15 protein-coding genes are annotated in these 12,495 nt (G+C 64.2%); 4 read left to right on the forward strand and 11 right to left on the reverse strand.

Going from position 1 to position 12,495, the window contains the following annotated elements; all coding sequences use genetic code 11:
• Positions 1-128 precede the first annotated feature (128 nt).
• From ACODR1_RS23005 to ACODR1_RS23030, 6 genes are all read right to left on the reverse strand, one after another.
• Positions 129-734 carry a response regulator gene (locus ACODR1_RS23005; protein ID WP_488882514.1) on the reverse strand — a complete coding sequence of 202 codons (606 nt, stop codon included), beginning with the start codon at positions 732-734 and terminating at the stop codon, positions 129-131.
• A 276-nt stretch (positions 735-1,010) separates the two neighbouring features.
• On the reverse strand, positions 1,011-1,937 hold the full coding sequence (locus ACODR1_RS23010) for a HEPN domain-containing protein (RefSeq protein WP_488882515.1): 927 nt from the start codon (positions 1,935-1,937) through the stop codon (positions 1,011-1,013).
• 617 nt (positions 1,938-2,554) lie between these two features.
• The gene (locus tag ACODR1_RS23015) at positions 2,555-3,301 is read right to left on the reverse strand and encodes an NADPH-dependent F420 reductase (RefSeq protein ID WP_488882516.1); all 747 of its coding nucleotides are present in this window, start codon (positions 3,299-3,301) and stop codon (positions 2,555-2,557) included.
• Between the two features lie 33 nt (positions 3,302-3,334).
• Positions 3,335-4,657, reverse strand: a complete 1,323-nt coding sequence (locus tag ACODR1_RS23020; RefSeq protein ID WP_488882517.1) for an NtaA/DmoA family FMN-dependent monooxygenase — start codon at positions 4,655-4,657, stop codon at positions 3,335-3,337.
• Positions 4,654-5,085 carry a MarR family winged helix-turn-helix transcriptional regulator gene (locus ACODR1_RS23025; protein WP_488882518.1) on the reverse strand — a complete coding sequence of 144 codons (432 nt, stop codon included), beginning with the start codon at positions 5,083-5,085 and terminating at the stop codon, positions 4,654-4,656. Before ACODR1_RS23025 ends, ACODR1_RS23020 begins: the two co-directional genes overlap by 4 nt.
• 179 nt (positions 5,086-5,264) lie before the next feature.
• Entirely contained in the window at positions 5,265-6,143 is an 879-nt protein-coding gene (locus ACODR1_RS23030) for an SDR family oxidoreductase (protein ID WP_488882519.1), read from the reverse strand.
• 125 nt (positions 6,144-6,268) lie between these two features.
• On the opposite strand from ACODR1_RS23030, the gene ACODR1_RS23035 reads away from it, so the two are divergent.
• Entirely contained in the window at positions 6,269-6,901 is a 633-nt protein-coding gene (locus ACODR1_RS23035) for a TetR/AcrR family transcriptional regulator (protein ID WP_488882520.1), read from the forward strand.
• Positions 6,902-7,647: 746 nt separating this feature from the next.
• Here the strand turns inward: ACODR1_RS23035 and ACODR1_RS23040 are convergent.
• From ACODR1_RS23040 to ACODR1_RS23050, 3 genes are all read right to left on the reverse strand, one after another.
• Positions 7,648-7,812 (reverse strand): hypothetical protein, encoded by a 165-nt coding sequence (locus tag ACODR1_RS23040; RefSeq protein ID WP_488882521.1) that lies wholly within the window; start codon positions 7,810-7,812, stop codon positions 7,648-7,650.
• 99 nt (positions 7,813-7,911) lie between these two features.
• On the reverse strand, positions 7,912-8,091 hold the full coding sequence (locus tag ACODR1_RS23045; protein WP_488882522.1) for a hypothetical protein: 180 nt from the start codon (positions 8,089-8,091) through the stop codon (positions 7,912-7,914).
• 757 nt (positions 8,092-8,848) lie between these two features.
• A complete protein-coding gene (locus tag ACODR1_RS23050; RefSeq protein ID WP_488882523.1) occupies positions 8,849-9,268 on the reverse strand; it encodes a DoxX family protein in 420 nt (139 codons plus the stop codon).
• 167 nt (positions 9,269-9,435) lie between these two features.
• On the opposite strand from ACODR1_RS23050, the gene ACODR1_RS23055 reads away from it, so the two are divergent.
• Positions 9,436-9,798 (forward strand): winged helix-turn-helix transcriptional regulator, encoded by a 363-nt coding sequence (locus ACODR1_RS23055; protein ID WP_488882524.1) that lies wholly within the window; start codon positions 9,436-9,438, stop codon positions 9,796-9,798.
• 25 nt (positions 9,799-9,823) lie between these two features.
• On the opposite strand, the gene ACODR1_RS23060 is transcribed toward ACODR1_RS23055, so the two are convergent.
• Positions 9,824-10,201, reverse strand: a complete 378-nt coding sequence (locus ACODR1_RS23060) for an MAPEG family protein (protein ID WP_488882525.1) — start codon at positions 10,199-10,201, stop codon at positions 9,824-9,826.
• Between the two features lie 65 nt (positions 10,202-10,266).
• Positions 10,267-11,016, reverse strand: a complete 750-nt coding sequence (locus ACODR1_RS23065; protein ID WP_488882526.1) for an SDR family NAD(P)-dependent oxidoreductase — start codon at positions 11,014-11,016, stop codon at positions 10,267-10,269.
• Between the two features lie 792 nt (positions 11,017-11,808).
• On the opposite strand from ACODR1_RS23065, the gene ACODR1_RS23070 reads away from it, so the two are divergent.
• Together ACODR1_RS23070 and ACODR1_RS23075 are read left to right on the forward strand one after the other, a co-directional pair.
• Positions 11,809-11,961, forward strand: a complete 153-nt coding sequence (locus tag ACODR1_RS23070; RefSeq protein WP_488882527.1) for a hypothetical protein — start codon at positions 11,809-11,811, stop codon at positions 11,959-11,961.
• Between the two features lie 293 nt (positions 11,962-12,254).
• Complete coding sequence (locus tag ACODR1_RS23075; protein WP_488882528.1) at positions 12,255-12,476, forward strand: GcrA family cell cycle regulator; 222 nt, start codon at positions 12,255-12,257, stop codon at positions 12,474-12,476.
• The last annotated feature ends 19 nt before the right edge of the window (positions 12,477-12,495 follow it).

Genomic DNA, 12,495 nt, shown 5'->3' on the forward strand with positions numbered 1-12,495 from the left:
TCGGAACGGACGGCGGGCCCAGGGTTGCGTGGGTCCGTCGATCCGGGCGTTGAGATCACGCTTGAGAGGTGCGCCGGGGCGGATGGGACCGTGGCCTTGCTCGGGTCCGGTTGGGCGAGCGCCCAAGCCTAGACCGTATGGGAAGGCGGCGCGCGATGCAGTCTCGGGGCGGCGGGAAGGCAGGTCGGGGTCGGTCCAAGGAGTCTCTCGGCGGCCTCGACGACATGGCCGCCCATCACCGGCTTGCAGACATGGTCGACGTGGCGCCAGCGCGGCGGCAGGACCCCGGGGTCATAGCCGGTGATGAACAGGAACGGCGCGCCTTGGGCCTCGAGGGCTTCGGCCACGGCATAGGACGGTCCCTCGCCCAGATCGAGGTCCACCATGGCCGCATCCGGGTCATGGCGGCGCAGGTGCGCCAGGGCCTGGGCCTCGTCGCCGGCGCAGGTGACCGCAAAGCCGGCCCCGCGCAGGGCCAGGCTGAAGGCCTCGGCCTGGAAGAAGCAGTCCTCGACCAGAAGGACCGCGCCTCGGGATGGCGACGTGAAGCCGCCCTGGCCCACGGCGCTGACGGGGCGCTCGCCCTGCCACACCGACACGGTCTCTGCCGAGTCGTGGTCCGCCAGGACCAGGGCGGCATGGCGCAGGGCTGCGGCGTCGTCGGCGAGGCTGGCCGTGACGAAGGTCAGGCAGGCGCCGTCATGCAGTCTGGGATAGAACAGGAAAACGGCCATCGAGACCTCCCGCGGCGTCAGGCGGGAGCGTGGGGCAAGGCCTAGTCTCTCAGCCGCCGGCGCCCATGGATCGTGGCCGACGATGCCGCGACCCTAGGCTGCATGGCTCCAGGATGCGAGCGCCAGCAGGGGAACGAATTGTTACAGCTGAGAGGGCGTCCCGCCTTCGGCGGCCGGGCTCTAGGCGGGCGGAGCCGCCCCGAGCCCCCTCCCCTCTCCGGTTCGGGGTCTCGGCCCGTTCGGGTTGCGATCCCTGACGCGGGGGTGCGGCGAGGCTCAGCTTTCTGTTTCCGCCGCCTTGGCCAACTGCGCCAGCCGTTGGTCGCAGACGTTGCGGACGAGGTGGATCAGCGTCTCGACCGTACGCTTTAGGTCCTCAAGTTCGCCGGCGGTGATCTTGTAGGTCGCCTGATTGTAGCGGGCGTCGACATAGGCGCGCTTGAGCTTCTCAAACGGCTTGCGCTGGTCCCGGGTCTCGCGCGGCCAGGCCGCCGTCAGCGCGGGGGCCTTGGCCTCGGCCTGGGCCCTCAGGAACTTGATGTTGTGTGAGCGCGGCGCGTAGAAGCCGGTCAGCAGCAGCACCGCGATATAGGCCGCCTCCACGGTCTGGTGGAGGTTGAAGGCGGCCTTGTGGGGCCAGTCCTTTACTTCGCCCTTCGACATCTGGAACTCGGCTGTCTCCAGCGACGTCTCGATGGTGTCGAAAATCTCCGCGTGGTGGCGCTGGCCAAGAGCCAGGGCGGCTTGCGGCGTCAGGGGCTTGAGCGGGCTGAAGGCGTGTCCGGGGACCTCGTAGAGGACGATACCCTGGTCGATCACCTCGCGGAAGAAATGCAGGCCCGCGTCCAGGCTCTTGTTGATGTCGTCGAGGTCGTTGACCATCAGGTTGACGATCCGGCCGATCGAGAGGTCGTGCTCGATCCGCTGCTCGGTCTCGTACCAGTACTCGGCGATGTCGGTCAGCTTCTCGTCGCTGACCACCACCAGGATGTCGAAGTCCGACAGATAGCCGTTCTCGGGCTCGTCGACGAAGTCGCCACGCGCATAGCTGCCGAACAGGATGATCTTGTGGATCTTGGCGTAGCGGCGCCAGGCCGAGGTGCCGCCGGCCGTGGCCGTCTCGAAGCCGCGCAGCAGGTGGCCGGTGATGGCGGCCAGCTCTTCTTGCTGGCGGTCGGGCAGGTGATCGAGATTCGACTTCATCGGACTTGGAGTCTCGCCGAGCGGGCCTTGGCGGACAAGGGGTTTGCGCAGGATCGCGCGGCGGTGGAAGGGACGGGAAGCCGGGCGTTGAGAACACGTGAACCACGTGCGCCGCCGCCTTTAGCCCGAAAGCCTGTACAGAGCGACGACCGCCCGGCCGGGGCGCGCCCTTGTGAGCGCCCGACCCTGGCCTCGCCGGCGGACCGTCGAGGATGATCGACGTTAGGTTGTGTGCCGCCGGGCGCGCAATACCCCAATTCTAGGGGGTTTTGGGGAGGCCGGGCGGGCGGCGCCTGCACGGTGGGCCTAGCAGCGTCCTCATGATCGGGGACATTGATCGCGTTGTCCGAATGCATGTAGCCGGCGGATCGAACAGCCGTCGCCGCGATCGGCGTCCAGCTCGGCCATTGCCGCAAACAGCCAGTGGGTAGGTCTGCTAGGGGTGGGTTGCGGTCGCACCGCACCAGAAGTCCGACATGGGTCGGCTAGGTATAGCGGCGCCGGCTCCGAAGGCTGACCTGGAGCCTGGCCGCCTTGGGCGGACGTTGGGCGCGTCAGCTAGGAGCAAGCAGCCTGGATCTGACGACCCAGACAGCTCGTAGCTCCTCTGCTTCCATCTAATTTGGAGCGTTCTCAACGCGGTTCGACGCGACGATGTCCGCGTGAGTGGGGTTTGCTCCAAGCTTCGAATACGCCTCCATCATCGCATCGCGCTTGGCCGGCGCCGCTCCGGGTTGGGCCAAGGCCAAGGCGGCGCGCGTCTCCTCCGCGTTCCAGTCGCAGCAGTAGGCCGGCGTCGATGGCTGTTGGCGCCAGGAGTCGGCTAGAGAGCCGGCATCGACGGGATCGAAGCCCACGTCATTCACCAAGCCGGCGACGATGGCCTTCGCGTTAGGATCGTCACCGGCCATGGCGACGGCCAGACGGTCGCTCGCGCCTGCGGGGCGGCCGAGCTCGGCGAGGGAATAGGCGAGAATGCTGTTGAACGCCTTGACGATCGGGCGACCGATCTGACGTGACACCCAGACGCTTTCCGCCAGTCCGTTGTCGATCTCGGAAATCTGGGGGTCGCGCATGTCGGGGTAGTAGTTGCCGGTATCGATCACTGGCGCCGCCTCAGGCAAGTCGTCGAACAGGTCCTTTGGCAGGCCGGCGACGGCGGGAAACGGAATAGAGAGGATGACGGCGTCCACGCCTTCGACGGCGCCCCTTATGTCGACAGGCGTCGCGCCGACCTCCTCGGCAAAAGCGCGCACGCCTTCAACGCCCCGCGAGTTGGCGACACGGATCTGGTGTCCTGCCGCGCCCAGCTTTCGGGCGAGCGCGCCGCCGATATTGCCCGTTCCTATGATGCCGATCTTCATGGCGTTTCCTTCAGCAAGGTTGAGAATTTCAGTTCAGCGCATTACGCGCCGATCGACGCCGTACTGGGCCGGCGCGCCGAGATGGTCGCGAAGCGTCGAGCCCGCGTAGTCCTGGTGGAAAAGACCGCGCTCCTGCAGGATCGGCACGACGCCATCGACGAAGGCGTCGATCCCGTCATCGTAGATGTCGGGCGAGATCCAAAAGCCGTCCGCGGCGCCGGCTTCGAACCAGGCCTGCATGTGATCGGCCGCCTCCATGGCAGGCCCGACGATTACCGGGTGATAGTCGATCACCCCGTGGGCCAGCACATCGGTTAGGCTCCAGCCTTCGCGGGCGATCTTCAGGGCGTGGGCGGAGCGAGGGTCCTGGGGAGAGGGACGTGCGGCGGCGAGCTGTGCGGCTGAAAGCGGCTCGTCGAGCCGGATGGCCTCGGTGCGCAAGCCGAGTATCTGCATCAGGTAGGCCGCGCGCTGCGGGAAGGTCCGCTGTGTCAGTGCGATCCGGCGATCCAACGCCGCGCGCCTATCGGAGGCGATCGTGGTCATCAGGCCGGGAAGATATTTGATCTCGTCGGGGTCCCGTCCGGCGCGCTCGGCCGCGTCGCGGAATGCGGTTCTTTGCGCGCGGGCGTCCTCGATGCTGAACGCCGCCCCGATGACGGCGCTGGCGAAGCGGCCGGCCAATTCGTGACCGTTGGGACTTCCGCCGGCATGGACGATGACCGGCTGGCCCTGATCCGATGGAGGTATGTAAAGCGGTCCGCGTGAGCCTACGAACTGACCGCGCAGGTTGATCGGCGCGATCTTATCGGCTTTGGCGAACGCGCCACTGGTTTGGTCGTGAACCCAGGCCTCTCTCCCCCAACTGCCCCACAGGGCCTGCACCACCTGAATGGTCTCGTGCGCCCGCCCATAACGCTCAGCGCTCGGTGGGAGCCGCGCGCCATAGTTGGCGGCGACGTCCTCACCGCTCGACGTGACAGCGTTCCATCCCGCGCGGCCGTGGCTCATGAGGTCGAGCGCCTTGAACTGGCGGGCAAGGTTGTAGGGCGCGTTGAAGGTCGTGGAACCGGTGGCGATCAGGCCGATGCGGTCGGTCTCTCGGGCCACTGCCGCAAGGGTGAGCATCACATCGAGGTTGAAGTGCGGAGGCTCGTTCTCGATGTCGGCCACCAGGCTTGGGCCGTACGGCAGGAAGAGGAATTGGAACTTGCCGCGTTCGGCCGCCTGGGCATGCCGAACCTTGGCGTCGAAGCTGGCGTAGTTCGTGGGATCGACGCCAGGAGCGCGCCACGCGCCGGGCAGCGCGCCGTAGCCGTTGCCCAGGTGCATGCCCAGAATGATCTGTCTGGTCATGCCGGGCCTTGCGGCGCGAGCGCTAGGGCGTCGAGGGTGCGCCGAAGGTCCTCGAGACCCTCGTCGGTCAGCTCGCATGCCGTTTTGATCTGTTCGGTGACGTCACGGACCGCCGCGTCGAGGGAACGACCTGCTGGCGTCAGATCGACCACGACCCGGCGTTCATCTTGGGTGTCCCGGGTGCGGGTTACCCGGCCCGCCGCTTCCAGGCGTTTGACCAGTGGCGTGATTGTCCCGGTGTCCATATCCAACGCGCCGCCCAGGGCGCCGACGGTGCGGGGCCCACCGTCCAGCAACTCGAGGACGACGAGATACTGGGGAAAGGTGAGCTCCAGGGGCTCCAGGATCGGCTTGTGCAGGCGAACCATCCGGTTGGCGGCGCTGTGGAGGGCGAAGGAGAGTTGGGTTGCCGCGCTGCGACGTGTCACGTTTAGTTCCTAGTGTGCTATTGTCTAGCGCTCTAGATAATTGCTTTAACGCGCACTTCAACCCGACGCCATGATCCGCGTCGTCGAGATGGCGTTCATCGCTTCACAATAGCTGGCGCGACACCGAAATTGGGGTGGGCATGGGGCGGCAGGCGCGGGCTGCCAGCCGCCCCGCTGTGTCAGATCAGATGCGACATGCCCATCGCGCTGAGGAGACCGTTTTGAATCGGGGCAACGACCCCGTTCAACCGCTCGACGCCGTAGTCCAGGCCCTCAGGCATGACGACCGTCCGCAATGGACGACGCTCGGGGGCCTCAACCAGCCGGGCGATGGCGTCGGCGACCAGCTGGGGGCGTGGCGGATTTGCCGGATCGTCGCCGTCGCTGCCATGCGCCTTGATCTGGCCTGGGATCGCCGCGACTTCGCCGTAGGCCGCGAGCACGCCTTGGGCTGACGGTTCCGGGCTGGACGACAGAAGGTTGCTCGGGAAGGGCCCTGGCTCGACGATGACCGAGTCGATACCAAAGCTCGACAGCTCGTAGCGATAGGCTTCTGCCAGCGCTTCGAGTGCGAACTTGCTCGCCGAATAGACGCCGAAAAATGGAATAACCACACGCCCCATCAGGGACGTGACATGGACGAGAAGCCCGCTGCCGGCGGCGCGCATGTGCGGCAGAACGGCGCGGTCGGCGCGCACGGCGCCGAAGAAATTGACCGAGAACTGCCGTTCGACGTCGGCCACCGTGTAGGCTTCCGTAACCCCGACGGGCATGACACCGGCGTTGTTGATCAGCACGTCGATTTTTCCATGCTGTTTGATGACCTGGTCGATCGTCGAATTGACCGACGCCTCGTCGGCGACATCCATTTCAAGAACGTGCAGCTCATGCCCTTCGGCCTTCGCCGCCTCGATGAGTGCGTGGCGAACGGGGGCATTTCTCCCAGCGATATCGCGCATGGTCGCCACCACGACATGCCCCCGCCGCGCAAGCTCGAGGACCGTTAGCTTCCCAAACCCGCTGCTGGCGCCAGTTACAACGACAATTTTTCCGCTCATCGATCTCTTCTTTGCATCCAAGAGGTGCCGTGAGGCGATATAGACAGATCTGTCTGTCCTTGCAAATGGGAAATGGACAGACTAGTCTGTTTCTCAGTGTGCGGTTTGAAGCGCGAAGGTTAGGCATGGCCGAGGTTTTGGAGTTTGCGGATCTTGAGGTGCTGCCGCTCGACGCCCTCGCCCCGCGAGAGCGGATTCTAAAAACAGCGTCGGACCTGTTCTACCGGTTCAGCGTCCACTCTGTGGGGATCGACCGCATCATCGCCGAAAGCGGCGTGGCCAAGATGACGTTCTACAAGCACTATCCCTCGAAGGCCGACCTCGTCGCGACTTACCTGCGCCATAAGAGCGCCGTGTGGTTTCAGATGCTTGAGACCGCGACCCAGCAACCCGGGCTCACTGCGGAGGAACGTATTCTGGCGATCTTCGACGCGCTGGACGGCCCCTTCCGCTCGCAAGCTTTCCGGGGCTGTCCGTTCGTAAAGGGCCTGGCCGAGTTTGGACCGGAAGCCGAGGCGCCGGACGTACAGGCGACCATCACCGCCTATTTCGAGGGCCTGCACGCACTCATCGCCTCACTTGTCGAGCCCCTGGCCTTGAACAAACCTGAAAGAGCAGTGATCCAGATCCTGTCGCTGATCCAAGGCTCCATCGTCATGGCGCAAGCGTCGCGCGACCCTCTTCTGGCTGCGGCAAACCGCGAAGCAGCCAGACTATTGATTGAGGGGGCCGTGGGCACTGGAGCAAGTCACCGGTAATCCTGCGTTAGAACGGGCACCCACGTTGGGATCAAGGAACAGGTGGCGCGCGGATGATCGCGTCGCGTGGTGACCATCGCGAAAGTCCGCAATGGGTCGTGAGCCGTCATTGGCTCGGCTCTAGACTGGCGACTTTGGCATGTCGGCATCCCGCGTCGGCGCTGAGGACCGCTACCGACCCCTAGCAGACTTCAAAGGCGTCTGCTTACGGCCATTCTGATGATCGGATCAGGTCACGTCTGGATCTTCGAGTTCACCAAGCTGGCGTTGACGCTCCAGGGAGATCCGCCGCGCGGCGATCATGTTTCCCAACCGCTCGACGGTCAGCTGATAGTGGCCCTCCGACGAGGTCCAGACCTGTCCTTCAGGAACTTCGAAGGCTCTGTACCCGCACTCAAGCGCCTCCAACTCGGCCAGCGCTTCAGCAAAGGTGTCAGCAAACGACGGGCCCGCCGATCAAACAGCTCACGCGTCACGACCGGCTTGTCTTGCTCGACTGATCTTTGCACCTCTAGGAGGCTCAACGAGAAACGCTTCGAGAGGAAGGCGATGCACCTTGCACGGTGGGGGCCGAGGTCATCGACGAGTAGGACTGCTACTGGCATTCGCACCGCTCAGTTATCGCGAGCCCGAGCCTAGCAGACCGTGCGAACGCCGCCTGCCAGTATCCGTTCCCCGCCCATAGCTGACGCTTCGAGTGTCCGCTCTAAACGGCCCGGCCTCACCGCCGAGGTGCTGGCCCGGATCTACGAGCCCTTCTTCTGCGGCGGCGCCGCCCGCGCCCGCGACACCTGCGGCTTCGGCATCCCACCGCCGACCGCCTCCTCAAGCGTTTCGGCGGCCGCCTCGAAATCGCCAACCGCGACGGCGGCGGCGAGGCCCGCGGCGATCACGGCGGCGCGAAACGTCATGGAAGGCTCCCCCGATTGTGTGCGGCGCAGACGTTAGCCGCGTTGGGGGGGGGCAGCTTACGGGCGGCTCAGTGCCGATATCGTATTGTGCGTTGCAATCTATTCTTTTGTCGGCGGATCAATAATGACGCCATCAATTATTGCCGCGTCTATCTCGAGCTTTTTGAGTAAATCTTCTAGGGAGGTAGCGGCCCCGTCGTTAGTTGCTTCGACCGCGCCGTTGCCATCAACTGTGATGACGACGGGCGCGCTTTCAGGAGGTGGAGGAGGGTCGCTCATGCTCATGCTCCGAATGGATATCCCATGGCTATGCGTCGTGCGAGAATCTGCATTCTGCGTGGAAGGCTATCAATTTTTACAAATAAAAGCAAGATTACTTAGTTGAATATAGATCTAGATATTGTCATTTCAATAGTACCTACGGCTTGACGGGTGAGTATCCATTTGACGAAGCCATGATGGTGCCAGTTAATATTAGTGCCGGTACTCGCGCGGCGTGGCCAGCGTTCATGACGTCCAACTTGCAGTTTGCACCTCTGGGTGCATCACTTCAGGCTATTGTTGATGCGTGCCTGCAAAAGGACCCAGCAGCGCGACCGACTGCAGCGCAGCTCGTAAATCAGTGTGAGCAGCTATGTTACTCATTTGTGCCGCGGACCCGCGGCGTTGTCTCTTCGCGAGACGGCACCCGTTGCAACATAAGGGCTAGCGACGGCTCCACTATCTTCTTCCATACGGACAGTCTGTATGGCACCGGCTTAGCACTGGTCGGTGCCCGAGCGGTCGTTGCGAAGCATCCCGGCTCTCCGTACAGCCGTGGCCACCCAGTTGTGATAGCCGTTTGAGTGGGGTGCCGCTAAATCAACATTGGCTGCGTCGTCTCATTCAGGCTCGGCTCCAGATTGGCGACTTCGGCATGGCGACATTCCGCGTCGGTGCTGGCGACCGCTGCCGACCCTGAGCGGAAGTCGGCGCCGTTCGCTTTTGGCGCTCGCCGACGTATTGCTGGAGGACCAACGGCCTGCAGTCGGCTGGTCTATTGGTGTTCCTTCAAAATCGCCGGATGCGCCGCTGCGGCGAGAGCGTAGGGCGACGGCGCTTGGCGCGCGTCGTTTTGGTTTGCGAAGGACGCAGCCAGCAGCGCCAGGCCAATGACGGCGGGCGCCGCCCCCTTGAAGCTGCGCACGCCCAGATGGGCCATTCCCGACAGGATCAGGTGATAGAACATGCCAGCATAAGCCAGATCGCTGAGCGGCACGCTGACGCGCGTCAAGATAGCCGTCGGTCCGAGGATCTTCACGACGATCATCAGCGGGATCAGATGGGGGGCCTGATAACCCAGATCGGCCTGCGCCTTTTGGACGAAGTCCTTCTTGGTCAGGTAGAGAAATGCGGATGACAGATACAGCGCCGACAGGAGCGTGGTGCTGATCCAGTACGTATAGGTCGCGGCCATGAGGTGTTTCCCGTCGCCAATGTCTTGGCGAGATTGTTCGATAAAGCGTGAGCCTGGCAGTCCGGCAGATTGCGACATCGTCCAGGAGCTCGTATCAAACTTGTCTCCTATGATTATCTGTCGCAAGTAGGATGAATTTGCGACAGCAAGTATGGAAATACTGACTAATGTCCGGAACTGTCGCCACCATGCAGGATGAGATGCGCCGCGCCTTCGCGATGCTGTCGGGCAAGTGGAAGCTCGAGATCATGTGGCTGCTCAACCAGCGCATCCATCGCTTCGGCGAACTGCGCAAAGCCATACCGGGGATCACCCAGCACATGCTCACCGCCCAACTGCGGGAGCTGGAAGCCGACGGCCTGGTCTCACGGACGGTCTTCGCGGAGGTGCCGCCCCGCGTCGAATACGAGATGACGGCCAAGGCACGCGCCCTGGGCCCTACGATGGAAGCCCTGACGGCATGGTGGCAGGAGTACGGCTCAAGCCTTCCCAAGAAGTCGGCCGGCCCAGGTCGCAGGAGCTCGACCTGACCCGAAGGCGCGTCAGAGAGCGGGATCAGGGGGCGAAAAGAATAAGTCCGCCGCCGGCGAGCGCGCCGTAGGTCGCCAGGATGCCCAGCCCGCGGAGGACTGGGGTGTCCCTGTACATGCCGACGGCATGCAGCAGCCGACCGACCGCAAGCGCTGTTCCCAGCGAGAGGATGGCGACGGCAGGCAGGCCCTGCAGTTCCATCAGGGCCAGTACGATGATCCCGAGCGGCACATATTCGATGAAGTTCGCCTGGGCCCGGACACGGCGACGCAAGCTTACGTCATCGCCTTCGCCAAGCAGGATCGTCGTCTTCACACGACGCAGGGTCACCATGAGCGAAAGGCCGACCAGGGCCAACGCAAAGCCCCCTGCGAACAGGGATGTAATGGGCAGATCAGCCATGAGGCCTCCCGAATGTCAGATGACGGGATGAGCGCAGCCCGACCTGTCGCCGGGCGGATAGCCCGTCAGCGCGCGCCGTCGATCATCGCCCCGCCGTCGGGTGACAGGCTGTAGCCGGTGATGAAGCGGGATTCGGCGCTGGCGAGGAACAGGACGACCGGCGCGATATCGTCTTCGGGAGACCCCATCCGTTCCAGCGGGGACTGAACCCTCGGGACGCCAGTTTCAGGGATCTCTTCGAGCGTGTTTGCGATCGGCAGGATGTTGTTGACGGTGATCGCGTCCTTTCCCCACTCCCGGGCGGCGACGCGGGTCAGGGCCCGGACGGCTTCCTTGGCCATGGCATAGGGCGCGTAGCCCGCCATGCCGGTGACCCCGGCAATAGACGCCAGATTGATCACCCGACCCCCGCCGCTCGCTTTCAGGTGGGGATGACAGGCCTGCATCAGACGCAGGTAGGCGATCGGACCGACCTCGAAATTGCGCTGGAGTTGCTCGATGGCGAGGTCCGTCACCGGGGCCATCACGACGGAGGGATCGAACGCATTGTTCACCAGAATATCGATCCGGCCAAAGGCGCTGGCGACCTGGTCGATGGCGGCGGCAATCTGAGCAGCATCGGAGATGTCGCAGACGACCCCGATCGCTTCTCCACCCTTGGCCCTGATACCGGCGACGACCTCCTCGACGTTCCGCGGCGTGCGCGACACCACGGCGACCTTGGCGCCTTCGGCCGCGAACCGTTGCGCCACGGCGCGGCCTATGCCCCGACCCGCTCCGGTCACAATGGCGACCTTTCCGTTCAGTCGTGTCATCGAACTCTCCTCTCGAACATCTGCGTTCGTTTTTGCCGTCCGCGTTTGGGCACGCAGACCGGCTCGCTCGGAGAGATCGAAATGTAGGCTTGGATCGAAATTGAAAAGAAGGATGAAATATCAACCCTAAGAATGGAATTGCATACTAATGGACTTCTCGGGCTTGGAATTCGGTCGGCGCCGCGGACGCCGACGTGAAGGACATATTTCCGTGAGGGTCACTGAGTCCCCTCACCACCCCTAGCAGACCCACCCATCGGCTGTTTGCGGCAATGGCCGGGCTGGACGCCGATCGTGGCGACAGCTGTTCGATCCGCCGGCTACATGCAATCCGAAGGGGCGATGCGCCCGGCGGCCCTCCGACGCTGGATGTGGAAGATGGGCGGGTCGGGGAGCGGCCTGAAGTCACGGATATCCGTAAGTCGCCTTGGCGGAACCGAGCCCTCCTCGCTGGTGGCTAAGCGTCAGTCAACTTGCGAAGGCTCCGGGGCGGCGGTAGCCGCAACGCCGTGATCGCCACTGCCATTCCAGACTTAGATTTGCACTCTTGCCTCAAGCGCCCAGGCCGATACCGGGTTGTGAAAGCGATGAGCACTTGGTGAAGCTAGCTGGCCTATATGTAACGACCTTATGTCCTTAGGACATAAGGTCGTTACATATGTCGTTGTCAATTGCCGCCATTCGAGGAGCGGTTAACGCTGGTGGCGACGTTCTATCGTAATCTTCCCTGGGCCTAGAGGTCCCTCGAAAATACGCGAGCATCTAGCGGCCTGATCCTCAAACGAGACCACCGTGCAGCGGGCGCCGGACACGTGGCTTGCGGCCTTGGCGCAGTTGCCGCTGTCGGCGGCCGGTCGCTATCGCATGGTCGGGGGCTGGGACGACCTGGCCCTGGCGGCTCAAGGCGCGGGCCTGAGCGGAAAGCCGGGTGTTGAGAACGCGTGAACCACGCGCGCCGGCGCCTTTGGCCCGAAGGCTTGGACATAGCGCCGACCACCCGGCAGGGCTGACGGTTTGGCCGTCGCTCGGCGACGGCGGGATCAGGCTCGCGAGGTGGAGCGCTGAAGGTCGGGTTCCCAACAGACGTCACGCTAGGTTGCGGCGGGGGCTGGGGCAATCCCCCAATTCTGGGGGGCGTGGAAGGCGGAGCCAGGGACGCGGCGGGCGCGCCGATGGGGCGCGCAGAGTGAGCGTCGACCATGTCTTCTGTTGTGAAATCGTCTGTGTCCGAGGGGGCTTTGCCTGCTGTCGGCGGCTGGTCCGAGACCCGGGTGGCGCGCCTGAAGGCGCTCCTGGCGCTGGGGCTGAGCGCCCGCCAGATCGCCCAGGCCCTAGGAGCGGTGAGCCGCAACGCCGTGATCGGCAAGATCCACCGCCTGGGCCTGGCCGGCGGCGGGTCGCCGTCCGCCCCGGGGCGGCGCGCGCGCCCGTCGGCGCGGCCCGGGGGCTGTCTCTTATAAACAACTCCGAGCCCACGAG

Source organism: Caulobacter sp. FG7 (assembly GCF_057808875.1).